24 protein-coding genes are annotated in these 23,438 nt (G+C 37.4%); 13 read left to right on the top strand and 11 right to left on the bottom strand.

Features of this window, described 5'->3' with window-relative positions:
• Entirely contained in the window at positions 1 to 552 is a 552-nt protein-coding gene (locus AC3ITD_RS01750; protein WP_489363482.1) for a TPM domain-containing protein, read from the top strand.
• A gap of 46 nt (positions 553 to 598) precedes the next feature.
• The gene (locus tag AC3ITD_RS01745; protein WP_056851773.1) at positions 599 to 1,387 is read left to right on the top strand and encodes a (Fe-S)-binding protein; all 789 of its coding nucleotides are present in this window, start codon (positions 599 to 601) and stop codon (positions 1,385 to 1,387) included.
• A gap of 58 nt (positions 1,388 to 1,445) precedes the next feature.
• Here the strand turns inward: AC3ITD_RS01745 and AC3ITD_RS01740 are convergent, their stop codons facing one another.
• A complete protein-coding gene (locus AC3ITD_RS01740) occupies positions 1,446 to 1,919 on the bottom strand; it encodes a hypothetical protein (protein ID WP_489363480.1) in 474 nt (157 codons plus the stop codon).
• Between the two features lie 50 nt (positions 1,920 to 1,969).
• On the opposite strand from AC3ITD_RS01740, the gene AC3ITD_RS01735 reads away from it, so the two are divergent.
• Together AC3ITD_RS01735 and AC3ITD_RS01730 are read left to right on the top strand one after the other, a co-directional pair.
• A complete protein-coding gene (locus AC3ITD_RS01735; RefSeq protein WP_056851771.1) occupies positions 1,970 to 2,449 on the top strand; it encodes a hypothetical protein in 480 nt (159 codons plus the stop codon).
• 125 nt (positions 2,450 to 2,574) lie between these two features.
• Positions 2,575 to 4,992: an AsmA family protein gene (locus tag AC3ITD_RS01730; protein WP_489363477.1), complete on the top strand. Its 2,418-nt coding sequence runs from the start codon at positions 2,575 to 2,577 to the stop codon at positions 4,990 to 4,992.
• Positions 4,993 to 5,055: 63 nt separating this feature from the next.
• Here AC3ITD_RS01730 and mtgA read toward each other — a convergent pair whose 3' ends face one another.
• Complete coding sequence (gene mtgA / locus AC3ITD_RS01725) at positions 5,056 to 5,778, bottom strand: monofunctional biosynthetic peptidoglycan transglycosylase (RefSeq protein ID WP_265798293.1); 723 nt, start codon at positions 5,776 to 5,778, stop codon at positions 5,056 to 5,058.
• Positions 5,779 to 5,920: 142 nt separating this feature from the next.
• Here mtgA and AC3ITD_RS01720 point away from each other — a divergent pair, with 142 nt between their 5' ends.
• From AC3ITD_RS01720 to AC3ITD_RS01705, 4 genes are all read left to right on the top strand, one after another.
• Entirely contained in the window at positions 5,921 to 6,730 is an 810-nt protein-coding gene (locus AC3ITD_RS01720; RefSeq protein WP_489363474.1) for a 3-keto-disaccharide hydrolase, read from the top strand.
• 30 nt (positions 6,731 to 6,760) lie between these two features.
• Positions 6,761 to 7,459, top strand: coding sequence for an SDR family oxidoreductase (locus AC3ITD_RS01715; protein ID WP_489363472.1), 699 nt, complete (start codon positions 6,761 to 6,763; stop codon positions 7,457 to 7,459).
• A 398-nt stretch (positions 7,460 to 7,857) separates the two neighbouring features.
• A complete protein-coding gene (locus tag AC3ITD_RS01710) occupies positions 7,858 to 8,220 on the top strand; it encodes an IS110 family transposase (protein WP_489363470.1) in 363 nt (120 codons plus the stop codon).
• 3 nt (positions 8,221 to 8,223) lie between these two features.
• Entirely contained in the window at positions 8,224 to 8,850 is a 627-nt protein-coding gene (locus tag AC3ITD_RS01705; RefSeq protein ID WP_489363468.1) for a transposase, read from the top strand.
• An 85-nt stretch (positions 8,851 to 8,935) separates the two neighbouring features.
• Here the strand turns inward: AC3ITD_RS01705 and AC3ITD_RS01700 are convergent, their stop codons facing one another.
• The 7 genes from AC3ITD_RS01700 to AC3ITD_RS01670 all read right to left on the bottom strand — a co-directional run bounded on the left by AC3ITD_RS01700 (position 8,936) and on the right by AC3ITD_RS01670 (position 14,939).
• A complete protein-coding gene (locus AC3ITD_RS01700) occupies positions 8,936 to 10,159 on the bottom strand; it encodes an IS256 family transposase (RefSeq protein WP_489363466.1) in 1,224 nt (407 codons plus the stop codon).
• 178 nt (positions 10,160 to 10,337) lie between these two features.
• Complete coding sequence (gene ltrA, locus AC3ITD_RS01695) at positions 10,338 to 11,612, bottom strand: group II intron reverse transcriptase/maturase (protein WP_489363464.1); 1,275 nt, start codon at positions 11,610 to 11,612, stop codon at positions 10,338 to 10,340.
• A 635-nt stretch (positions 11,613 to 12,247) separates the two neighbouring features.
• Positions 12,248 to 12,691 (bottom strand): 50S ribosomal protein L9, encoded by a 444-nt coding sequence (gene rplI / locus AC3ITD_RS01690; protein WP_265798289.1) that lies wholly within the window; start codon positions 12,689 to 12,691, stop codon positions 12,248 to 12,250.
• 13 nt (positions 12,692 to 12,704) lie between these two features.
• Positions 12,705 to 12,968 (bottom strand): 30S ribosomal protein S18, encoded by a 264-nt coding sequence (rpsR, locus tag AC3ITD_RS01685; protein WP_010599582.1) that lies wholly within the window; start codon positions 12,966 to 12,968, stop codon positions 12,705 to 12,707.
• Complete coding sequence (gene rpsF, locus AC3ITD_RS01680) at positions 12,968 to 13,324, bottom strand: 30S ribosomal protein S6 (protein WP_010599581.1); 357 nt, start codon at positions 13,322 to 13,324, stop codon at positions 12,968 to 12,970. Before rpsF ends, rpsR begins: the two co-directional genes overlap by 1 nt.
• 189 nt (positions 13,325 to 13,513) lie before the next feature.
• Positions 13,514 to 14,212 carry a DUF1826 domain-containing protein gene (locus AC3ITD_RS01675; protein WP_489363459.1) on the bottom strand — a complete coding sequence of 233 codons (699 nt, stop codon included), beginning with the start codon at positions 14,210 to 14,212 and terminating at the stop codon, positions 13,514 to 13,516.
• 133 nt (positions 14,213 to 14,345) lie between these two features.
• Positions 14,346 to 14,939, bottom strand: coding sequence for a hypothetical protein (locus AC3ITD_RS01670; RefSeq protein ID WP_265798287.1), 594 nt, complete (start codon positions 14,937 to 14,939; stop codon positions 14,346 to 14,348).
• Between the two features lie 177 nt (positions 14,940 to 15,116).
• On the opposite strand from AC3ITD_RS01670, the gene AC3ITD_RS01665 reads away from it, so the two are divergent.
• From AC3ITD_RS01665 to AC3ITD_RS01650, 4 genes are all read left to right on the top strand, one after another.
• Positions 15,117 to 15,989, top strand: a complete 873-nt coding sequence (locus AC3ITD_RS01665) for an AraC family transcriptional regulator (protein ID WP_265798286.1) — start codon at positions 15,117 to 15,119, stop codon at positions 15,987 to 15,989.
• Positions 15,990 to 16,042: 53 nt separating this feature from the next.
• Positions 16,043 to 16,936, top strand: coding sequence for a hypothetical protein (locus AC3ITD_RS01660; RefSeq protein WP_489363456.1), 894 nt, complete (start codon positions 16,043 to 16,045; stop codon positions 16,934 to 16,936).
• A gap of 64 nt (positions 16,937 to 17,000) precedes the next feature.
• Positions 17,001 to 18,827 (top strand): DNA polymerase III subunit gamma/tau, encoded by a 1,827-nt coding sequence (locus AC3ITD_RS01655; RefSeq protein WP_265798284.1) that lies wholly within the window; start codon positions 17,001 to 17,003, stop codon positions 18,825 to 18,827.
• 1 nt (position 18,828) lies between these two features.
• Positions 18,829 to 19,353, top strand: a complete 525-nt coding sequence (locus tag AC3ITD_RS01650) for a hypothetical protein (protein WP_489363453.1) — start codon at positions 18,829 to 18,831, stop codon at positions 19,351 to 19,353.
• A 76-nt stretch (positions 19,354 to 19,429) separates the two neighbouring features.
• Here the strand turns inward: AC3ITD_RS01650 and AC3ITD_RS01645 are convergent, their stop codons facing one another.
• Both AC3ITD_RS01645 and AC3ITD_RS01640 read right to left on the bottom strand, forming a co-directional pair.
• Complete coding sequence (locus tag AC3ITD_RS01645; protein WP_489363451.1) at positions 19,430 to 19,837, bottom strand: hypothetical protein; 408 nt, start codon at positions 19,835 to 19,837, stop codon at positions 19,430 to 19,432.
• A gap of 83 nt (positions 19,838 to 19,920) precedes the next feature.
• Positions 19,921 to 20,913: a helix-turn-helix transcriptional regulator gene (locus tag AC3ITD_RS01640; RefSeq protein WP_489363449.1), complete on the bottom strand. Its 993-nt coding sequence runs from the start codon at positions 20,911 to 20,913 to the stop codon at positions 19,921 to 19,923.
• A 78-nt stretch (positions 20,914 to 20,991) separates the two neighbouring features.
• On the opposite strand from AC3ITD_RS01640, the gene AC3ITD_RS01635 reads away from it, so the two are divergent.
• Positions 20,992 to 23,436 carry a TonB-dependent receptor gene (locus AC3ITD_RS01635; protein ID WP_489363447.1) on the top strand — a complete coding sequence of 815 codons (2,445 nt, stop codon included), beginning with the start codon at positions 20,992 to 20,994 and terminating at the stop codon, positions 23,434 to 23,436.
• Positions 23,437 to 23,438: the final 2 nt, after the last annotated feature.

The raw sequence follows: 23,438 nt of genomic DNA, 5'->3' as shown, positions 1-23,438 counted from the left end.
ATGAAGTTTAGGATCTTTCATATTTTCGTTTTATTGATTACGCTAATATGTACTGCAAAAGCAGAAGCGCAAGTAAAGACAGAATTATCAAAAGAAAGTTTAGAAAATTATAGAAAACAGTTTTGGGACAGCATACCCAAACCAAAAGGTTGGGTTAATGATTATGAACAAGATTTTACTCCAAAACAGATTGCTTCGCTGGATAGCACAATTGTAAATTTTATGGAAGAATCTAGCATCCAGATTGCAATTGTAACCGTTGACTCGCTTATGACGAGCAAAAAAAAGTTTAATGATCTTGCTTTAAAGATTGCAAATCAATGGGGTGTTGGAGAGAAAGTGAAGGATAATGGAATTTTATTTGCCTTTTCCAAATTGCATCGGCAGATAAGAATTGTGAATGGATACGGAATAGAAAAGCTAATATCTGATCGGGAAACTAAAGAAATTATTGAGAATACGATCATCCCGTATTTCAAAAAGGATGACTATTACACTGGAACTTTTAATGGTTTAAGTGCGTTAATTAAATTACTGAAAACAAAAAATTAGTAATTCAAGTCTTGCTACTTGATACTAAATACTTGATACTTAAAACATGGAATTTAAAGTACCTACAATGGCCGAGTTAATGGCCGCTGGCGAAGAACCAGAAATATTATTTTGGGTGGGCTGCGCTGGAAGTTACGATGAAAGAGCACAAAAAATTACCCGCGATATTTGTAAAATCTTACATCATGTTGGGATAAAATACGCTGTTTTGGGCACAGAAGAGGGCTGCACAGGAGATCCAGCAAAGAGAGCAGGAAACGAATTCCTTTTTCAAATGCAGGCCATGACTAACATTGAGGTGCTGAACGCTTATAATATTAAAAAAATAGTGACCGGCTGCCCGCACTGTTTCAATACGATTAAAAATGAATACCCAGGTTTAGGTGGAACATACGAAGTTATTCACCATACCCAATTGATTCAGGATTTAATAAATGAAGGCAAACTTAAAGCTGAAGGTGGAGAAAGTTTCAAGGGCAAAAAAATAACGTATCACGATCCTTGTTATTTGGGTCGCGGAAATGGAATTTACGAAGCACCTAGAAAAGCATTAGAAGTGTTAGATGCCCAATTGGTAGAAATGAAACGGTGCAAAAGCAATGGACTTTGTTGTGGAGCGGGTGGCGCACAAATGTTTAAAGAACCTGAAAAAGGCAAAAAAGATATCAATGTAGAACGCATTGATGAAGCATTGGAGACCAATCCTCAGTTTATCGCAGCGGGATGTCCATTCTGTATGACAATGTTAAGTGATGGTGTAAAACTAAAAGACAAAGAACAAGAAGTTAAAGTGTTAGATATTGCTGAGATTACGGTAAGGGCAAATGGTCTTTAAACCCCTAAAGCAAACATCGCCTTGCGAACGTTTATTCAAGGCGATTGTAGGAGATTTACTAGTTGGGAGTTTGAGGGCTAATCTTCGTGAAATTTTCCCTGATCAGATTCAGTTCTTCCGGCTCAATATTTTTAAGCGGAATAGCTACCTGAGTAGCCATTGAATCTACATCTCCACCCCTATCCTTATAAGTTTGAACGATTACGTCATCACCCTTGGTGCGTAAAAATAACTTACCCGAAGTCGCATTGCCTAGATAATCCATATCCTTAAATTTTGCCAACTTGAAAGCAAAGTATTCTGTTTTTCCATTGTTAAAATATCGCTTGTAGCGGCAGAAACCATTGTTAGTAATATTGAGTTCATAGCGCTTTATCTGGCTACTTTCCTGACTAAAATCGTAATGATCTGTTAGCGATTTTTGTAAATATCCCACGTATTGTTCAATAGATTCGGGATCGGAAAAAGCACAAAATAACGTACATAGCGCTGAAATAAGCACTATTTTCAAGCCGATTGTAAACTTTTTCATGGGAATGACGTTTTAAACACCCCAATTTAATTAAAATACTAAATTTGTATATGAGTTTTTCTCCACAATCACGAGTTTGGGTCTACCAAAGCAATCGCAAATTTACGCCCACTGAGCAAAGTGACATTTTAAGTAAGCTGGCTTCGTTTACCAACCAGTGGAAGGCGCATGGAAATGAATTGCTTGCTAAAGCTGAGGTTAGATATGGTTTTTTTATTATCCTAACTGTTGATGAGTCACAAGCGAATGTTACCGGTTGCTCTATTGACAGCTCTGTAAGATTAATAAAGGAAATTGAACAAGAATTCAATGTTGATCTTTTTAACCGTTTTAATATGGCCTACAAAGTTGGCGATGAAGTAATCGTGAACAGTAAAGAAGACTTTGAAACTTTGGTCAATATTAAACAAATCACTCCAGATACTATTGTGTTTAATAACATGGTACAAACATTAGCAGAACTGGAAACCAAATGGGAAGTACCATTTAAACAAAGTTGGCATTCAACGGTGTTTGCACATTTGCTATAGTTTTTCTTTTTAAAAGAATAGGGAGCTAATGCTTTCACTTACACCTTTTAAGCCTATTTATTTTCAGTTAGGCTAAAACAATTATGCGTTAAAAAACATTATATTGCTTCAAACCAATCATGTTTATGAAACGCTGGCTCAAAATTTCGTTAGGTATTCTATCAGGGTTAATTATTTTGGTAATTATAACCTGGCTGGCTGCTGCATTCTACATCAGTAGAAATAAAAAAGAAATTTTAAGTACGATATTGGCTCAGTTAAATAAAAACTTGAATGGCCAGATTACAGCTACGGGCATGGAGCCGACATTGCTGAAAAGTTTTCCAGGTGTTTCTGTTTCCTTAAATGGCGTATTGCTACGCGATAGTTTATGGATTCAGCACAAGCATAATCTATTAAAAGCTCAGGATATTGATGTTTCGTTAAATGTACTTTCCTTAATTGTAGGGAATGTTAACATCAACCAGATCGCGATTAATGATGCATCGATCTATCTCTATACCGATTCGACAGGATATAGTAATACCAGCATTTTCAAGAAGAAAAAAGCAGTTGAGGATAATGAATCGCCATCAAAATCGCCAGATCTTGCCGTTAAAAAAATCGATTTTAATAGGGTTTCCCTCATTATTGATAACCAAAAAAGACATAAGCTCTTTAACTTTAAGATTAATCAAATCCAGGGCAGGATGCAATATCCTGATAGTGGTTGGACAGGAAGAATTAAGCTCAAAACACAGGTAAATAGTTTTGCCTTCAATACCCGGAAAGGAAGTTTCTTGAAAGACAAGTCTCTAGAAGGAACGCTTTCAGCACATTATAGCAGGGATATGGATGCCGTAATTCTTGATACCGAAGTGTTGAAAATTGGTGGTCATCCATTCAAAATCGGTGCTAAAATAGAATTAGATAAATCAGCATTTGCCATTAGCATTGCCGTTGATGATATTTTATTTAAGGATGTGGCGATGTTGCTATCGCCCAATATTTCTTCGAAGTTGTTGAAGTTTGGCATTGAGAAACCTATTGATATCAGAGGAAATATAGTGGATGATGGGTCAGGTAAATTCGGCGACCCTTTAATTAAAGTCGGGATTACCGTGAGAGATAATGTAATTTCGATTCCTGCAGGACAATTAACTTCAGCAAACTTCGACGGATCATTTACCAACCAGGATACTGTTGGAGGCATTATTGGCGATGAAAATTCGGCCATTAAGTTTCACCGCTTAACTGCTAAATATTATAATGCCCCCCTAAAAATAGATACATTTACAGTGACCAATTTATCGCGGCCCATCGCTACAGGATTGGTTACTTCGCAGTTTCCGCTCACAAATCTGAATAATTCATTAGGTACTCAAGATTTTGAATTTAAACAAGGTACTGCAGATTTGCGCCTATATTGCAAAGCAGACATAGACAATTTTAGGTTTACGAAACCCGTGGTATCAGGAAAGATAAACATTGCAAATGCCGATATTCTGTACATTCCACGAAAACTTCACTTAGTAAAAAGTGCATTGAATATCAATTTCAATCAAAACGATTTATCTATCCAAAATGGCCGTTTCCAACTGGGTAAAAGCATTTTAAATGTGAGTTGTAGCATTGAGAACTTTGCTAAACTTTACTATACCGATCCTGATAAAATTTTGGTGAATCTTAAAATGCACAGTCCACAACTATATTTAAATGAGTTTCTGCCATTTTTAGGTCCACGTACAAAAAAGAAATCTCCGTCTAGCAACTCAATGAAAGCAGCATCAAAACAATTAAGTAATGTTTTGGAACTTTCTAAAATGAACATGAACCTTCGGGTAGATAAAGCGATTTACGAAAAATTTTTAGCCAAAAACCTAATTGCTGATATCTCGTTAAGAGGCGAAGGAATCTATTTTAATAAAATTAGTGTAGCCCATGCTGGCGGAACGCTTTCATTAAACGGAAGTGTCATTCAGCAGCCAGGTTCAAATAGCTTCAAAATCAATTCAAAAATTAGCCATGTAAGTGTGAAAGATTTTTTTTATTCCTTTGATAATTTCGGCCAGAAAACGATCACGAATAAAAATCTGAAAGGCTATTTATCATCCACAGTAAATATTGCAGGAAAGATTTCTCATTCTGCAAAAATTTTACCCCGCTCCATAAATGGAAAAGTGGTTTTTAATTTAAGCAATGCAGCTCTTGTTAATTTCGATCCTATGGTTAAAGTCGGAAAGTTTGCCTTCGCTAACAGAAACTTATCAAATGTTGAGATTAAAAATCTTGATGGCACTTTAAATATCCGTGGCGATAAAGTAGATATTAGCCCAATGCAGATCAACTCCAGCGCCATGAATTTTAACGTAAAAGGAATTTATGCACTTGGCACTGGTACCAACGTAGAATTGGATATTCCGCTTCGCAATCCTAAAGGCGATGAAAACTTAACCAGGCAGGAAAAACGTGAGGCCAGAATGAAAGGTATCGTATTACACTTAAAAGCGATAGACGACGATAAAGGTGGAATAAAAATCAGATGGAATAAGGATCATGATTAGTCGTGAGTCTTTAATGCTATTTATTGAACTATAGACTGAACACTAAAGATTTGGAACTACGGACTAAAAATCAAGCGGGCCCAACCTGTTCATATTTCTCAAAATTAAATATTGTCGGTGCCTGATATAGCGGGTTGGGTTTTTGGGTGTCCATCTTATTGGGTTTGGAAAACAAGCAGCAATAAGTGCGGCTTGAGCTTTGGTTAGCTTATGACAAGATTTGCCATAATAAGCTTGGGCAGCGGCTTCCGCTCCGTAAATACCATCGCCCATTTCAATTACGTTTAGGTAAACTTCCAAAATCCGCTCTTTGCTCCAAAATAATTCGATTAGGAGCGTAAAATAAGCTTCGAAACCTTTCCTCATCCACGATCTTCCCGGCCATAAGAACACATTTTTTGCTGTTTGTTGCGAGATCGTGCTTCCCCCCTTTACCTTTTTACTTTTTGCATTGGCAGCAAAAGCTTTCTCTATTGCTTTAACATCGAATCCAATATGTTTTAAAAACAGCTGATCTTCTGCAGACACCGCTGCCCTTTTCATGTTATCAGACATATCTTCAAAATCGACCCACTCTTTCTCTGTCTTAAAAGGCTTTCCGTCAGATTTGCGTTCAATATTCCGTAAAACCATTAGCAGCGTTATTGGTGGGTTTATAAAACGGTAGGCTAAAACCCAAAGCACAGAAACCATCAAGAAATACAAAAAAACCTTTGTAGCAATATTGGTAATCTTTTTAAGTAAAGGACGTTTAGTTTTCGTTTTTGTAGAACGCGATTTAGCCATGCATCAAAGGTAATAAAAAGCAGTTTTGTAATGGAGGCGATTTTTATTTAGCAACTGTAAATATGTTCCCCTTGCTATCGATCAATCATTTCTTATCTTTCATCCTCAGAAATATGGAGCCTGCTAAAAACAAGAATTTACAATGACTAACATAAGAACCACACTTTTTCTTCTTACTGCCGTGATGTTTTTGAGTTGTAGCAGCATTAAAAATGCTGATCAGCATCAAGAGAAATGGATATCTTTATTTAATGGGAAAGACATAAAAGATTGGAATGTAAAAATTCATCACCACGATTACAATGTAAATTTCGGAAATACGTTTAGGGTGGACAGCGGAATAATCAAGGTAAGATATGATCAATACGATGATTTTAATGATCAGTTCGGTCACCTTTACTACAAAACGCCTTTTTCCAATTATCGCTTGAAACTGAAATACCGTTTCGTTGGCGATTTACACAAAGGGGCACCAAGTTATACTTTACGAAATAGTGGCATCATGTTTCATTCACAAGACCCTGCCACTATGCTTAAAGAACAGGATTGGCCGATCTCGGTAGAGATGCAGTTTTTGGGTGGCTTAAGTGATGGGAAACCTCGTCCGACCGGAAACATGTGTTCACCAGGAACAGAGATTATTTATAATGGCAAATTATACGATGGCCATTGCCTTGATTCCAAATCAAAAACCTATGATGGAGACCAATGGGTTTCGGCAGAGCTTATCGTATTGGGCGATTCTTTGGTAAAACATATCATCAACGGCGATACTGTGCTTCAGTATAGCAAGCCGCAAATTGGTGGCGGCGTTGCAAATGGCTTTGACCCAAGAATAAAGATAGATGGAAAACGACTACAACAAGGGTTCATCGCATTGCAGAGTGAAGGACAACCGGTAGATTTTAAAGATATTGAAATTTTGAAGCTACAGGCTGAGCGAAAGAAATAAACATTTCTACCCTTTTTGCGTTTAGAAAATATGAAAGTTGCATTAATTACAGGAGGAAGTAAAGGTATCGGTTTCGGTATTGCCGAGGCGCTTCTAAAAAACGGATACAAGGTAGCCATTACGAGCAGAACAATAGCTGCTGCAAATGAAGCTGCTGCCAAGCTTGTTGAATTTGGTGATGTACTCGCCATTGAGGCAGATGTTAAAAATTATCAGTCGCAAGCTGGAGCTGTGAGTCTAGTGATAGAAAAATGGGGACAATTGGATGCACTAATTGCAAATGCCGGTGTGGGTAGCTTTGCACCTATTGATGAACTGGCGATAGAAGATTGGCAAGACATCATCGATACCAACTTAACAGGCGTTTTCTACAGTATAAAAGCCAGTGTAGGAGAAATTAAAAAATCTCAAGGTAGTATTTTTACCATTTCTAGCTTAGCTGGAACCAACTTTTTTGCCGGCGGTGCTGCATATAATGCCAGTAAGTTTGGTTTAACTGGTTTTACACAATCGGTAATGCTCGATTTAAGAAAATACGGTGTAAAAGTGAGTACCATTATGCCAGGATCGGTAGCCACGCATTTTAACGATCATCATCCAGATGCAGAAAACGATTCCTGGAAAATCCAGCCAGAGGATATGGGTAAGTTGATTGTCGATTTATTGGCCATGCCAGCAAGAACTTTACCAAGTAAGATCGAAATCAGGCCAACAACGCCAAAAGGATAGGTTGTAACTGAGGAGGAGAAAATAGGAAAAAGAAAATGGAAAATGGATAAGTGAAAATCAAAGTCTAACATCCAATTCTAGCCCTTCTTTTTAAATTTTATATTAATCGAGTAAGAAGCAGGGAATTAGTTTCCCTGCTGTCTCCTCACACCTTTGTTCAGTAATTAACTTTTGAGGATATCAAAAAGGGATTAGGAAAGCAAGAGGTGTTAAACATATAAGAATAACGTTTACATAAAAGACAGAGGTGAACTTTCTCTCACACTAGAATTAAAGTTCTATCGGTGGTAATAGTCCTCTGTCTTTTATATTGCCCAAGGCCCAACTAGAATAATTTCTTTGATCCATCAAAGGTGATTGGCAAAAGGCAATTTTTTATGGTATTAAAAAGTAAACGTATGAAAACTTACAATCTTATCTTGGGAGTGGATGTTTCGAAGTTAACACTCGACATTAGTTGCGCTAAGCGCAGTCTGCATATCAAAATAGAAAATGACAGCAAAGGATTTAGTAAATTCAAAACTTGGTGTAGGACAAATAAGATTCACTTAAGCGAAACAATGGTTGTCATGGAACACACCGGAGGTTATGAGTATCGCTTCATCCAGTTCTGCGAATCAGTATCATTGCATTACTGCAGGATTTCTGGGCTAGAAATCAAAAGATCTATGGGAATAACACGTGGAAAAAATGACAAGGTGGATTCTTACCGAATAGGATTGTATGGCGAAGAGAAAATAGCGCGTCTGAAACCATCTTAACCATTGGATCAAAACATACTCACCCTTAAGCAACTATTATCATTTCGAAAAAGACTTGTAAGAGAAAACGCTGGTTTATCCGCCACAATAAAGGTGCGTCAACATATTTATGAAACTGGGTCAAAAGATGCTGTTGTGCGTATTGCAAATCTAAAAATAAGAGCTAATGCAAATCATATCAGCCAGATTGAAAAAGAAATAGATCATTTAATCAAATCCAGCGATTCTTTATCAAAAAGCTATCGCATTTTAACCAGTGTCAAGGGAATCGGTCCAATAAATGCATTAATGACGATAGCATACACAGAAAACTTTATTAGTTTCACAGATCCAAGAAAGTACGCAGTATATGTCGGCGTCGTACCATTTGACAATTCTTCGGGAACAAGCATTAAGGGTAAAAAAATGGTTAGCTACATAGCTAACAAGGAACTAAAACAAGAACTGAACCAGGCTGCCAAGTCTGCGGTAACCCACGACCCTGAGCTGAGAGCATACGCCCAACGAAAGATGGAAAATAAGCACTATAAGATCGTCTTGAATAATGTTAAATTTAAGCTCATCCTCCGAATGTTTGCTGTAATTAAAAGAGGAGAGTTGTACACCAAAGACTTTAGAACTGCTGCTTGATAACGTAAATAAATAAAGATATAAGAGGGCTAGCGGGTATGTAAAACAAACTGTGTCAATCTAAAATAATGCTTCTCAAAAAAATCTAGTTCAAATCTAATATCATTCTATCAGGAAACCAAATGGCAAGTTTCTGAGCAGTTGTAGCCCAATTGCTCAGAGGCATAGTCCATTTCTGGCTAATGTTCTTTTGCGCCAGATAGATCAATTTCAGCAACGCCATATCTGAAGTAAATGCACCCTTTGTTTTGGTGACTTTTCGAACCTGTCGGTGAAATCCCTCAATAGTATTTGTGGTGTAAATGAGTTTTCTGATTGCAGCATCATATCGAAAATAGGCGGTGAGTTTGGACCAGTTTCTTCTCCAGGACTCCAGTACCTTTTCATATTTCTTGCCCCATTTCTCATCGAGCTCATCTAGCCTCAGCTCTGCCAGCTCAAGGGTTTCAGCTTGATAGACAGGCCTCAAATCTTTCATGAAGGCCTTTTGATCTTTTGATGCAACATATTTTAAACTATTCCGTATTTGGTGAACAATGCATGTTTGTATTTCCGTTTGCGGGTAAACGGCATTGATTGCTTGTGGAAATCCATTCAGGTTATCAATGCAGGCGATTAGAATATCCTTAACTCCCCGGTTCTGCAAATCGGTAATTACGCTCAGCCAAAAATTGGCACCCTCACTCTGAGAAACGTACATTCCTAAAAGTTCTTTATGTCCGTGACGGTTTATTCCAAGTATATTGTAGACAGCATGTGAAACCATTCGGTGATCTTCTTTTACTTTGTAATGCATAGCGTCAAGCCAAACGATTGTGTAGAGCTCTTCAAGAGGCCTAGATTGCCATTCCTTTACCTCGGGTATAATCTTATCGGTAATAGCGGAAAGTGTTGTATGACTGATATCAGTATCATACATATCCTTAATATGCCTCGAAATATCCCGAAGGCTCATCCCAAGACCATACATGCCGATGATCTTACTCTCCAGGCTCTCAGCCAGAATGGTCTCCCTTTTACGGACGATCTCAGGCTCAAAAGTGGAGTTTCTATCGCGGGGAGTCTGAATTGAGATTGTCCCAACGGAGGTTTTGATGTCCTTCGAGGTCTTACCATTTTTCCGGTTACCTGAAAAACGCTCATTCTCGTCAAGGTGGGTTTCCATTTCTGCCTCAAGGGCAGAATCAAGAAAACTTTTAAGCAAAGGAGCGAATGCACCATCTTTGCCATACAAGGATTTACCCGAACGCAATTGCTCAAGGGCTTTTTGTTTCATTAACTCATAAGCGAGCTGTTCTTCTCTCGTCATAATAAACTGTATCTAAAGTTAGTAATTTAACTTTTGACACAGTTTATTTTACATTCTCGGGCTAGCACAAATGGTCAAGCTATATTAATGCTCCTCAAAAATTTTATTTTAAATTAAATTTGGATATATGGTAAACCTAGAATACCACCGTACGTACCGATCGGTATACGGCGGTTTGCTAGAAAAACTTCGTTTGGTGTGTCGTTTTCCAATAGTAATAATTGGTAAATCCATCAAGTCCATGCCTCAAAAAGAACTTCTTGTCAAGGGTTGTAAGTAATATCGGGCTGTTTGCAGTCCTACAGTACCCCTTACGGGTATTGGCCAATTGATAGGCCCTTGATTTTACCAAACCCATCTTCATTAAGTTCCGCGCTCTGCCCGTTATACTCTTCCATTGCTTCCAAAGAATAATCCGCAGTCTGGTTCTCGTCAATTCGTCCAGTTTTACCATGTACCCCTTTGCATTTGCAATAGAGAAGTAGTTAACCCAACCACGAATGATTTCCTGAAGCTTCGATATCCGTTGGTGTAATGGAAAGGGTTGGTTGCGCCTGGTCTGCTCCCTTATTTTCTCTTTGATCGCGCTTAGAGATTTGGATGAAATTCGCATCTTCCATCCCTCTTTGCTGCCATAGAATGAAAACCCAAGCAGACTACTTTGGCCCGGTCTGCTGACCTTACTTTTCTCCATGTTAACCTTCAGTTTCAGCCCCTCTTCCAGATATACTGAAATACCTGCCATTACCCGCTGTGCCGATTTCCTGCTTCTTAAATAGATACTGCAATCATCAGCATATCGTACGAACCTGTGTCGACGGTCTTCGAGCTTAACATCAAGTTCGTGAAGGATAACATTTGATAGTAACGGACTTAATGGACTGCCTTGTGGCGTTCCTTCTTTTCTTGGGCTGACCAATCCATTCTCCATGATACCAGCGCTCAAATAAAGACGGATAAGCTTCAATGTCCGCTTATCTTTTATCTTTACTGACAGCAGGTACATAAGTTTATCATGGTTTACCCGGTCAAAAAATTTGTCCAGGTCAAGTTCCACAATCCAGGTGTAACCTGTGTTAAGATATTCCTGAGCTTTTAGCACTGCCTGACGGGCATTGCGATCTGGCCGGAAACCATAACTATCAGAGAAAAAGTCGCCCTCGTACTTTGGGCTCAGCCATTGAGAGATGGCCTGTTGGATCAACCGGTCAATGACCGTTGGGATGCCAAGCATCCTCTTACCACCACTGCTTTTGGGTATCTCTACCTTTCTCACAGCGCTTGGTCGATAATCGCCTTTTAAAATATTAGCCCGTAATCTCTGCCAGTTAGCACTCAGGTAGTCGCGAAGTTCATCGGTCTGCATACCATCAATACCACCAGCACCCTTATTGGCAGTAACCCGCCTAAAGGCTTTTTGTACATTTCGGATGTCTAATATTTCTTCAAGCATAATACTAAAAAAAAAAAACTCCTTCCCAGGCATTGTGCACATTGGTTGCACGGCTCGGCTCAGCTCCTCTTATACTTTACTCTCGGATTCCGTCCTACCCTCATATAAGCAGTTCGCTAATGTGGTTCCGCTGTAAACGCTCTGCCATAAACTTCCTGTTTCCTTTGCCATCCTAACATTTGGTCCTTTCTGCATCCGAAAAATGCAGTACTATTACCGCTGCTGACTTCTAAATGAGTCATTTAGCGTCCCCGCTAAGTGTTTCTTCTCCTGTAATCGCGCTTACACTTGACAGAACTCATTCAGATCTCCCGGGGTAAGACAATCTACTTCCTATGGATGTGGCCTCTGTATCTACGTAATAGTCCCCGTGCAGTATCGGGCTTCTGTTTGTCGTGCAACATCACCCGGACTAAATCCGCCTCATATACAGTTTCTGTTCGTAAACCCCCATATTTGCCGCCAACTTCCTTCAGATTCGCAGTCACCCACGACACCCTTGTTTTAAGCTAACACTACCTACTGCTAAGCGTGTTCGGGACTCTAACCCTATAGTCGATTGCCATGCCCGGCGCACACGAAAAAAGTCCTTTCAGAAAACTGAAAGGACTTTTCTATGACTCGTTTAAGAATGCTTATTCAGCGATTACTTCAAAAGGAACCTGAACTTTAACTTCTTTGTGTAAGTTTAAGTTAGCAACGTATTCGCCAACAAATTTAGGTTCAGTTTCGAAAGTAATACGACGACGATCAACATCAAAACCTTGTGTTTTTAATGCTTCAGCGATTTGGATCGTGTTAACCGCTCCAAAGATTTTTCCGCTTTCGCCAGCTTTAGCACCGATAGAAAGTTTAACAGCAGTTAAACGCTCAGCAATACCTTCAGCATCTTTCTTAATTTTATCTTGTTTAAAAGCAGCTTGCTTTAAGTTTTCAGCTAAAACTTTTTTAGCAGAAGAAGTAGCTAAAGCGCCAAAACCTTGAGGGATTAAGTAGTTACGGCCATAACCGTTTTTTACATTTACTACATCATCTTTCTCACCAAGGCCTTTAATATCTTGTTTTAAAATAATTTCCATATCTCTGAGCCTCCTATTTTAATTGATCTGCAACGAATGGTAACAAACCGATGTGACGAGCACGTTTAACAGCTTGAGCAACTTTACGTTGGAATTTTAACGAAGTACCAGTAAGGCGTCTTGGTAACAATTTACCTTGATCGTTAATAAATTTCAACAAGAAGTTTGCATCCTTGTAATCGATGTATTTAATTCCGTTTTTCTTGAAACGGCAATATTTTTTACGGTTATCCTCTACTTTAGGGGCAGTAACGTATTGAATTTGTTCTCTTGCCATTACGCTGCAACCTCCTTAGTTTTTTTGTTAAACGCACCACTACGTTTTTTCTCATTGTAAGCAACAGCGTGTTTGTCTAAACGGATAGTTAAGAAACGTAACACACGCTCATCGCGTTTTAATTGAAGCTCTAATTTTGCGATCAAATCTCCTGAAGCTTTGTATTCAGTTAAGTTGAAGAATCCGTTTGATTTTTTCTCAATTGGATACGCTAATTTTCTCAAACCCCAATTATCCTCTTGGATAATTTCGGCACCGTTATCAACAAGAACTGCTTTAAATTTAGCTAATGCCTCTTTTGCAGCCTCTTCAGATAACAATGGGGTTAGAACGATAACAGTTTCGTACTGATTCATTGTTATAAATTATGTTTTTAATTTTTTAATCCCGAGGTATATTACGGGGTTGCAAAAGTAGCAATATATTTCTTAAAATCAAATGATTGAGCAGAAAAATTAATAAGAAAGAGTCGGAAGTCTGAAGTATATTCTTAATCATTAAATACAAAATTAGACTGATTTAGCTTCCTTATCCTTACGTCCTTTTCAGCAAATCATTAGCAATCTAAATTCACCATCTTTCTCTACAGGTGCCCGATGAATACACGGCGGAACTGGTTTTTCAGGATGATCTACTGCTAACCTCCAGATATGACCTAGCCCGAGGTTTAGTGGCTGCGCATTTGGTTTAGGCTGATAGTGCAAATCAAAATAATTTTCAATCAAAAAAGTTTCAAATTCTTCTTCTGGTCCATCATATATAGCTTTAAGTTTCTGCCGAATTTCGGGAATTAAAATCTTTTGCTCTGCTTCACCATTAGCCACAATTTCACTGGCCGCACCATAATATGTACATAAATAAGTATCAATACCAACGGGTGAGCGATCTACATGGAATGAATAAACATCTGTTGAAATGAAATCCAACTCTTCATCGCGTTCGTAATTTTTAATCAAATTAAGTGAAGGCAATGCACCACAAGCCGTTAATAAGTTGAAGTCATTTATAATAATCTCCCTTGCCCTACTTCCCTCTTCGGAAAGCTCCAACGATTTAATTGTTTCTAAAGAAACTTCTGTCAAGTTGCCCTCCAATTGTAGCTTTGATACTATTTCAACAAAATCTCCAGTTAAATTTCTGTACCAGCAGATTGCATTTTTTATGCCCTGAAAATCTGAGTTGCTTAATTGATCAAACGTTGATACTACTGCAGCACTTTTGTAATCAGAAAATTCATTGTCCATATCCAAAAATAGCCGCTTAGTAATCTATTGTCAAACAAAAATAAAGAATAATACACTTCGAACTAAAAGGCTATGAAAACAAAAAAGGAGATACTGTGAGTATCTCCCTGATTAGTTTGTTTGGTTGTTTGTTTTAGCGAGTTTGTATTGTATTTGTAAACGACTCATTGTTATGTTTTACAACAAATGTTAGAGAGTCTCCATCAGCTTTACCGATGTTAAATTTTTTGATCAGTTTCGATCTATCTTTGAAAATTTGAGAATAAAGTTCATCATTACGCTCGTTAAATACGGCAACCTCAATTGGCATATTATCTTTAACCTGATAATCAAGCGTAATTAAATCTTTTACCTTGGTAATTTTAGGCTTAATCACCTCTGTTATTTTGCTGGTCAAAATTTGAGCTTTATCATATGCTATTTTAACTGCATATTCTGCCACTGTAGTGCCCGACTCAACTTTAAGCGTATAATTCCCCTCAGGAAGTGCATTTAAGTCATATGTTTTAGTTAATCCAGCTGTTCCTTTAAACTTCTGATCAAAAAGTAAGTCATTATTCTCAGAAAAAACAGAAAAGCTGAATTCTTTATTGTTTCTCATTAAGAAACTTATTGATTTCTGTTTTTCGTTTTTAACTTTTAAAGAAAATTCATTGTCATTTGCTTGCGCAATCGAAACAGTGAATGACAAGGCAGCAATTAAACCGATTTTAAAGAACTTTTTCATAACTAAATCATTTAATGTGTGTACAATTATTTTATACTGCTAAATTACTTCAAGAAAACACACAGAAATTACGCTATATTTTCAGATATATATGTAAAATTACCCTCATTATCATTAATTTTATAGAAAACCATCAATTAAGCACATTATTTAACCCAGAATTAACATCAAATTGTCATGAAAACTTTAAAACCAAGCTTTGAAGTTGTCGAACCATCCTTTGGAAGCTCATTTTACTATTCCAAATATGTGGAAAATGAAAATAACAAAGCACATGTGTGGCATTATCACCCTGAAATAGAAATGGTGTTTGTAAACGGAGGTTCGGGGAAGCGACAAATTGGTAGTCACGTTTCTTATTATACCGATGGCGACTTGATTTTAGTAGGCAGTAACCTGCCACATTGCGGTTTTACGGATAATAATACGGGAAACAAAAATGAAACCGTCATCCAGTTCAAAGCCGATTTTTTAGGCCAGCAATTTCTTGAGCTACAAGAGAATAAATTCTTAAGAGACTTATTTATAAAAGCAAAGGGCGGCATCGCCTTCGGTGAGAAAACCAAAAAGGCTGTTGGTGTTCATATAGAAGCTATGGAAGATCAACAACCATTTGAAAAACTGGTTACACTGCTCTCCGTTTTAAAAACGCTGGATGGATCGAAAGATTTAACCATTTTGAATGCTTCGGGCTTTGCAATGGAAATGCAAATTCAGGATAACGATCGAATCAATATGATATTCAATCATGTTAAAGATCATTTCCAGGAACAAATTAACCTGGAAGATGTGGCAGAAATGTCGGCAATGACGGTACCCTCTTTTTGTCGCTATTTCAAAAAAATTACTAAGAAAACGTTTACCCGTTTTGTAAATGAATATCGCGTTGTACATGCATCTAAGCTTTTGGCCGAAAAACACATTAGCATTACCGCCATTTCTTTAGAGAGTGGCTTCAATAACTTTAGTCACTTCAATAAAATTTTCCATGAGTTTACAGGGAAAAGTGCATCAGAATACAGAAATGAACTAAAATCGATAATAAAATAATTAGCAGAGATAAACCATTTCGAATTCCTTATCTTTATTAAAATATTTACAAGATGACAAAAGCATATATTATATTGCTCCTAATAATACCTTTTGTTGCATTATCTCAAGAGAAAAACAATTACTTAAAAAGACTTAAAGCTGTTAAAAACAGATCTGTAACTTATTATAACATAGACGGAATTGATTTCACCAGCCAAACTTTTACCAGTCCCTTTACCGATAAAGATTTAAAATTTGCATACCGGAAATATTCCATTACAAACGACGATCTCAAATCGAAGGATGATAGCCTGGCTTATAATAATGTACATATCACTAAACGCGAAAAAATATCTGATAGTTTACATGCAATTTCGTCGTATTATTTTATAGAGGATAAACAAAAACTGACTACTGTAATTTGCTTCACCTATTTTGATACCCCTAACCAGCAATTTGAGCGGGAACTTATTAACCTCATTGTAGAAGATAAATTACCTCCCAATGTTTTTGAAGACAATCAAATTGACAGCATTGATTTTGCTGGCAGAAAAATTCAGTTGAGTAACAGCTGCTATTGGACCAATGTAAACACCGTTCAGTGTCCTTATTTAGGAGAAATGAATTGGTCGTTACACCAAACACTGCAAAGTGCAACAAAGGCGATTCAAAATCAACTGACTGTAACTGGATTGAGAAAAGGTTTAAAAATTATTTCCAAGACGGAGGTAAAAGTCATTTTTGAAAACACACCAACAACCGTATTAAAAGTGGTTTATGGCTTCACAGGGCTTACCAATTTAGCGGTAAAAACATCTGGAGGCAAAACGCTAATCGCGTATTATGTTGCCGATAAAGTAAGAGACAATTATGTGAGCTGCGTGATGAGCTTTTGGGATAACGATAAAATATTGGAGAATGGATTACCGCCGTTGCTCGATAAAGTGATGCAATTAAGCAAATAGTCAACTTTTCAACATTCACATTTTTCAATAAAACTCCATCTAAATTTTTCCTATTTTCGTGCCGATGGAAAATTTTATTGTTTCTGCCCGTAAATATCGTCCGGCCACGTTTGAAACCGTTGTTGGGCAGCAGCATATTACTGGCACGCTAAAAAATGCCATCAAAAACAATCAGCTGGCCCAAGCTTTTCTTTTTTGCGGTCCACGGGGCGTTGGTAAAACTACCTGCGCCAGGATTTTGGCGAAAACCATTAACTGCACCAATCCTACAGCAGATATGGAAGCTTGCGGAACTTGCGACAATTGCCTTTCTTTCCAAAACGGACACTCTTTTAATGTTCACGAATTGGATGCGGCATCAAACAACTCGGTTGATGATATCCGAAGCTTAATTGAGCAGGTTCGCATACCGCCACAAGCTGGCAAATACAAAATTTATATTATTGATGAGGTTCACATGTTATCTCAAAGTGCATTCAATGCATTTTTGAAAACATTGGAAGAACCACCATCTTATGCTATTTTCATTTTAGCTACTACAGAAAAACATAAAATTCTGCCAACGATTTTATCACGTTGTCAAATTTTTGATTTCAACCGCATTCAGGTTGAAGATATTTCGAGCCATTTGGCTGCAATTGCACAACGTGAAAACATCGCTTTTGAAACTGATGGCTTACACATTATCGCTCAAAAAGCAGATGGAGGTTTACGTGATGCTCTATCGATGTTTGATCAGATTGCAAGTTATGCAAACAAAAACATCACTTATAAGGCTGTAATTGATAATTTAAACATATTAGATTACGATTATTTCTTTAAGCTTACCTCGCACCTAACCGCAGCAGAAGTAAGTGAAACATTATTATTGTTTGATGAAATTCTGAATAATGGGTTTGATGGAAACAACTTTATTAATGGTTTAGCTACACACTTCCGTAATTTGCTGGTAGGTAAAGATGCAGCAACGATCAAACTTTTGGAGGTTAGTGAGAACATCAAACAAAAGTATTTAGATCAATGCAGGCAAACCGAGCTTTCATTTTTGTTAACTGCATTAAACCTGGCTAATACCTGCGATTTAAATTATAAAAACTCCAAAAATCAGCGTTTACAGGTGGAACTGGCATTGATTAAAATGTGCCATATTCGATCAGTAGTTCATTTAGCACAGCAACCTTTAAACACAAGTAACACAGCAACTGACGGAGATCAGGATAAAAAAAAAACTGATGTCGTAGCCGAAAAGGCTCCTGAAGTTGAAAGTTCAAAGTTGAAAGTGGAGGCTGAAAATCCTTCGTCAATTGTTTCCGATAAGCCTCAAGCTGAAATTCCTGTAAGTATTTCATTAAACGAAAAACCGAAAGAATCTCCTAAACCCAACATTCCATCCGCTACTTCCATTAGCATTAATATCCCGAAAAAAAATGTTGGAACATTAATTCCCTCATTAAATGATTTGGAAAGACTTGCTACAGGAGAAGATGATGGAACGCCAAAAACTGTAACCGGTGAAGCCAGGCAACAGTTTAGCTACGATAGACTATTAGAAGTTTGGAACAGCTACATTCAGATACTTAAGAAAGCTGATAAAATTAATTTGTTTACAATTCTCAATAATTTTGCTCCTACCCTTGTCAATCCAACGCTGATTGAAATCTCTGTAGAAAGCAAAACACAAGAACAGTTAATTGTTCAGGAGTCAGTAGAATTAATGAACTACCTGAGGAATGAACTTCAAAATTTCGCTGTTGATATCACTTTTAAACAAGTGGAGCGAAAAATTGAAAACAGACTGTATGGCAATCGTGAAAAATATGATTATTTGGTGAACAAAAATCCAAAACTCGACGAATTGCGCAAAAGATTTAATTTAGATATTAATCCATAATATGATCATCGCTGAAAAAAAAGCTACTATAAAAAGTCTAGTTTATGCCTCCATCGGTTTTGCCTTGCTATTTGGCATTTTCATAGCATTTACAAATGGCATTTGGTATGCGCTAATTGCTGGCCCCATTACAGGTGCACTTTGGGGTTTGCTGATGTACCTATTTATTAACTCTAAAAAAGTAAAAGAACAAACAATAATTGAAGGTGTGGTAGCCAACGATATTATTTATTCTGGCGGGGCAAATCATTTCAAAAATGCGGAAGCCGTTGGCGGCAAGTTGTACCTTTTGAGTGATCATTTAGAATTTAAATCACACCAATTCAATATACAAAACCATACCTTCGCCATCAATATTAATGAGATTCAGGATATTATTTTTTATAATACTTTAGGCTTGATTCCAAACGGTTTGAAGATTATTTTAAAAGACGGAGCGGAAGAGAAATTCGTAGTGAATCATCGAGATATTTGGAAAAAAAATATCCAGATATTAATTGATCAACCCCATTCACAAACCGCATAAAAAAAGCAGGATTCATTATATGTATCCTGCTTTTCTGATTATGACTGTTAAGTCAATCAACCATTTTTATGTTAAGCTATTTTAGCGGCGTATCGTTGATGGGATAACCTTCTTCGTCCAAATCATCACGGCTATCTTCTGGTGTACGGGCTAAAATTTCATCCTCTGCATTCAGTCTTACGCTTTCTCCATTATCCACATGCATGCCGAGCTCTTCTAAATTGTCTTCTGCAATACCCTCATTACTAGCATATTCATCACCAATATAAGGGTTCGCCTCGTCATAGGTAGAATCGTCATCCTTCGCTCCTGCTGCCACAGTTTCATAGCCCATCGGGTGATCATAATCTTTGTCGGTTCCATTAACATCTAGTTCGTAGCTGCCTTTAACCTCATCGTAGGCTAAATTCTCTTTGTTGATTTCAGGGTTTTCCGTTGTGCTATGTATCTTATCTTGTGAGCCTTTATTTTCGTTATTTTCCATGGTTGTTGTCTCCTATTGTTTTATAAATATACAACAAAGATGCAAAGAGATGGTTTGCAAAACAGGGTTTTATAATTTGAAATCTAAATCGTTAAAAGACTTAGGTTTTCCAATAGTGCAATAAAATCTTCAAAGAAAATTAATAGTGATAATTTACCGGTTTTAATCTTATTCGGTAAGTAGCCAAAATATTTCTTAAACGCACTTGTAAAATGAGTGGCATGTCTGTAACCCATTCTTTTAGAGATTTCTGAAACTGTAGTATCTTCTTCAATCAACATATTTTTGGCCTTTTCCATTTTATGCTGATTAAGATAGGCGAAGACAGTTTTTCCAAACAAGGCTTTAAAATCTCTTTTTAAATTAAATTCATTTGTGCCCACTAAGTGCGCAAGCGCTCTTAGCGAAAGCTGATCTCCAGATTGTTGAATTAAAATTTTTCGCACTTCGTGCATCCTCTCCACCTCTGTCTTTTTAAGCTTTGTCGGCGCGGCGCTATTCTGTAGCTGTTCAAACTGTGAGATTTGTAGAGCAAAAAGCTCGATCGCTTTGGATTCAAGCAGTAACTGATCTGAAAATGTGGATTGATCTGAATTGCCTAACTTCTGCAAAATCGCACTGATTTCTGGCGTAATAGGCATATTAATGGTTGATAATACCATTTGACTATCCAAATCTTCATTCAACAGCAGCTTAAAGGCTGGGTGGTCATGAGGTAGAAATCGTTTTAAAAAAGACTTACTTAGGTTGATGAACAACACATCATCGGAAGTATCAACCAGTATTCTCGTAGATTTAAAAGGCAATCGACAGAGATTATGTTGTTGACTTTCTATTTCGACAAACTCATGGTTAGACCCAGATTTAGTAACCTTTATATTTCCCTTCAGCACAAATATCATTTGATAGGTTTCCTTTTCCAACTCATCTGGATGGTTCAACCTGATTTCTATTTTATTCCTATCATTAATTGAAGTGCTGTAATTCACTTCCATATTTTGATTGTACAAGAATACGTTCTCCACCGCTTGTCGAGATTCTCCTTTTTGCGTTACAATTTCTTCTGATTGCGTCATATTCAGATTTTATCTTTGCGCAAAGTTATTCTTATTAAGACCTATTCTAAAGAAGAATTTAAAAAAGTTACATGATTGATGAAAATATCGCTGCTATCCCTATTCTTTCTTTGCTTTTCTATAGTTGCTATCGCTCAAACAGCCACTCTTTCCGGGAAAATCACTAATAATAGCGGACAGCCGATGGATGGTGCAACAGTTATTATCAAAGAGCTTAATAGAAGCACAATGACTGATGACAAAGGAAGGTATGAATTTAAAGACGTTAAATATGGTAGTTACACGCTGTTAATCAGTTCAATAGTATCTGAAAAGAAAACGCAAAATATAAACATCGATTCACCAAGCATTTTATTCAATACCAAAGTGAAGGAAAATGTTAATCGCGATTTGCAGGAGGTAAGTATAGCTGGCAAAACCGAAAAACGCAAAATGGAAACCAGCGGTTTTGCAATGTCGATTATCGAAACCAAAGAAGCTTCATTAAGAAACCTCACCACAAATGAACTTCTAGACCGGGCAGTTGGTGTCAGAGTTCGTCAGAATGGTGGCGAAGGATCGCCGATTGAATATAATTTGAATGGTATGTCGGGCAGTACCATTGGTTTGTTCTTAGATGGAATTGAGATATCAACCTACGGCTCTTCCTTTAATCTGAATAACATTCCTCCATCGATGATTGAACGCATTGAGGTTTACAAAGGCGTACTTCCATCGCATTTAAGTGGAAATTACATCGGCGGCGCCATCAACGTGATCATGAAAAAAGATGCCTCAGCAAATAACATAACTGCGGCAGTTTCTTATGGATCATTTAATACCTACAGAGCAGATGTAAGTGCATTATACCGCAATCAGAAAAATGGCTTTACAGCAAGAGCATCAGGATTTTATAGTCATTCGGACAATAATTATGAAATGTGGGGAAAGTTTTCAAAATATACTTTGCCTGGCGGAAGAATTGTTAGAAACTATCGCACCAAACGTCCTAATGATGAATTTGAAACCATTGGTGGCCGATTTGAAGCGGGTTTCACCAATGTAAAATGGGCAGATCAATTTTTTATCGGCTACAACATTTCAGATTCATATAAACAAATTCCACATGGGATAACGATGACTAAGCCCTACTTCGGCAGATTTAACGAGTATCAAGCGCATGTTTTAAGCTTGAATTATAATAAGAATAACTTTTTGTTGGATGGTTTAGCACTTACTGTTAATGCAGTTCACAGCAGAAGAAGCACTTATCTGGAAGATACGGTAAGTTTAAAATATAACTGGGATGGAACGCTGCTGGTTAAGAATTCCGAAGGTCCGCCAGAAACCTATGGATATAGCCCAGGCATGGGGCAGCAAGGTGTGGCGGTAATGAGTAATATCGAACGTAAAATTTCCAACATACGCTCGAATTTAGCTTACACCATCGTGTCTGGCCACCGTGTCTCATTAAATCATAAATTCGAGCAATCTGACCGGAACGACCAGGATCTGCTGATTCCGGAACGCAGTAAGTGGATTACACTTAACGGATTAACTACGAATATTTTCGCCATGAATTATGAGGCCGAACTTCTTCGTGGGAAATTGAAAACCAACATTTTTGGAAAGTATGCCATCTACAAAACTGACCAGCAAAGACCAATAAGCGAATTAAATGGTGTACTAAATTATCAAAACAGCAGCACTACCAGAGATAATAAAGGCTTCGGCGGTACGGTTTCTTATGAAGCAATTCGCAACGGATTCTTGATTCTATCCGCAGAGAAATCATTTATCATGCCTACTGATAGACATATATATGGTGAACCAGAAAACAACTTGCTAGCTAACCCAAATATTTTGCCAGAACTGGCCATTAACTCCAATTTGGGTGGACGATACAACTTCAACACCTCAAACCAGCATAAATTCTCCTTGTATGGAAATGCTTTCTGGAGAAATGGTTATGATAAAATTATTCAACAAACCCGTGTAGATCCTGTAATTGAAGGACGTGAAAATCAGGTAGAAGACATCCAGGTCACTCAGTTTGTTAACTTATCAAAAACACAATCTATTGGATTTGAGGCCGAGTTTAATTACATCTATGACAACAAATTAAATGTTATGGTAAATTTCTCAAAATTCAATTCACTATACAAAGTCGAGCTTGATGAACGCGGAAATCCAAACAGCTTATACAACAAACAGGTTCCGAATGAACCTTTCTTTACAGTGAACGGGAATATTCAGTATCGCTTCGATAACCTGTTTCAAAAGAAATCTGTAATGAACGTTTACTACAATGCCGGATATGTAGCCGCTTTTAGTACCATTTGGATTGAATCAGAATGGTTTACTACCCCGAATCAATTTACTCATGATTTAGGAGCAAGTTATCGTTTCCCTACGGGGAAACTGGTTGCGAGCTTAGATTGTAAAAACCTGCTAAATGCTGAAGTATACGACAATTTTGGCGTGCAGCGACCAGGAAGGGCATTTTATTTCAAATTGAATTACACTATAAATAACTTTAAATAAGT

It is taken from the genome of Pedobacter sp. KH_004 (assembly GCF_057840755.1).
The sequence above is the reverse complement of the archived record's forward strand: the minus strand, read 5'-3'. Positions and strand labels throughout refer to the sequence as shown.

What these genes read in the sequence shown, in the direction of transcription:
- AC3ITD_RS01750 (WP_489363482.1), top strand. Translation starts at nt 1, where the DNA reads ATGAAGTTTAGGATCTTTCATATTTTCGTTTTATTGATTACGCTAATA.
- AC3ITD_RS01745 (WP_056851773.1), top strand. Translation starts at nt 599, where the DNA reads ATGGAATTTAAAGTACCTACAATGGCCGAGTTAATGGCCGCTGGCGAA.
- AC3ITD_RS01740 (WP_489363480.1), bottom strand. Translation starts at nt 1,919, where the DNA reads ATGAAAAAGTTTACAATCGGCTTGAAAATAGTGCTTATTTCAGCGCTA.
- AC3ITD_RS01735 (WP_056851771.1), top strand. Translation starts at nt 1,970, where the DNA reads ATGAGTTTTTCTCCACAATCACGAGTTTGGGTCTACCAAAGCAATCGC.
- AC3ITD_RS01730 (WP_489363477.1), top strand. Translation starts at nt 2,575, where the DNA reads ATGAAACGCTGGCTCAAAATTTCGTTAGGTATTCTATCAGGGTTAATT.
- mtgA (WP_265798293.1), bottom strand. Translation starts at nt 5,778, where the DNA reads ATGGCTAAATCGCGTTCTACAAAAACGAAAACTAAACGTCCTTTACTT.
- AC3ITD_RS01720 (WP_489363474.1), top strand. Translation starts at nt 5,921, where the DNA reads ATGACTAACATAAGAACCACACTTTTTCTTCTTACTGCCGTGATGTTT.
- AC3ITD_RS01715 (WP_489363472.1), top strand. Translation starts at nt 6,761, where the DNA reads ATGAAAGTTGCATTAATTACAGGAGGAAGTAAAGGTATCGGTTTCGGT.
- AC3ITD_RS01710 (WP_489363470.1), top strand. Translation starts at nt 7,858, where the DNA reads ATGAAAACTTACAATCTTATCTTGGGAGTGGATGTTTCGAAGTTAACA.
- AC3ITD_RS01700 (WP_489363466.1), bottom strand. Translation starts at nt 10,159, where the DNA reads ATGACGAGAGAAGAACAGCTCGCTTATGAGTTAATGAAACAAAAAGCC.
- ltrA (WP_489363464.1), bottom strand. Translation starts at nt 11,612, where the DNA reads ATGCTTGAAGAAATATTAGACATCCGAAATGTACAAAAAGCCTTTAGG.
- rplI (WP_265798289.1), bottom strand. Translation starts at nt 12,691, where the DNA reads ATGGAAATTATTTTAAAACAAGATATTAAAGGCCTTGGTGAGAAAGAT.
- rpsR (WP_010599582.1), bottom strand. Translation starts at nt 12,968, where the DNA reads ATGGCAAGAGAACAAATTCAATACGTTACTGCCCCTAAAGTAGAGGAT.
- rpsF (WP_010599581.1), bottom strand. Translation starts at nt 13,324, where the DNA reads ATGAATCAGTACGAAACTGTTATCGTTCTAACCCCATTGTTATCTGAA.
- AC3ITD_RS01675 (WP_489363459.1), bottom strand. Translation starts at nt 14,212, where the DNA reads ATGGACAATGAATTTTCTGATTACAAAAGTGCTGCAGTAGTATCAACG.
- AC3ITD_RS01670 (WP_265798287.1), bottom strand. Translation starts at nt 14,939, where the DNA reads ATGAAAAAGTTCTTTAAAATCGGTTTAATTGCTGCCTTGTCATTCACT.
- AC3ITD_RS01665 (WP_265798286.1), top strand. Translation starts at nt 15,117, where the DNA reads ATGAAAACTTTAAAACCAAGCTTTGAAGTTGTCGAACCATCCTTTGGA.
- AC3ITD_RS01660 (WP_489363456.1), top strand. Translation starts at nt 16,043, where the DNA reads ATGACAAAAGCATATATTATATTGCTCCTAATAATACCTTTTGTTGCA.
- AC3ITD_RS01655 (WP_265798284.1), top strand. Translation starts at nt 17,001, where the DNA reads ATGGAAAATTTTATTGTTTCTGCCCGTAAATATCGTCCGGCCACGTTT.
- AC3ITD_RS01650 (WP_489363453.1), top strand. Translation starts at nt 18,829, where the DNA reads ATGATCATCGCTGAAAAAAAAGCTACTATAAAAAGTCTAGTTTATGCC.
- AC3ITD_RS01645 (WP_489363451.1), bottom strand. Translation starts at nt 19,837, where the DNA reads ATGGAAAATAACGAAAATAAAGGCTCACAAGATAAGATACATAGCACA.
- AC3ITD_RS01640 (WP_489363449.1), bottom strand. Translation starts at nt 20,913, where the DNA reads ATGACGCAATCAGAAGAAATTGTAACGCAAAAAGGAGAATCTCGACAA.
- AC3ITD_RS01635 (WP_489363447.1), top strand. Translation starts at nt 20,992, where the DNA reads ATGAAAATATCGCTGCTATCCCTATTCTTTCTTTGCTTTTCTATAGTT.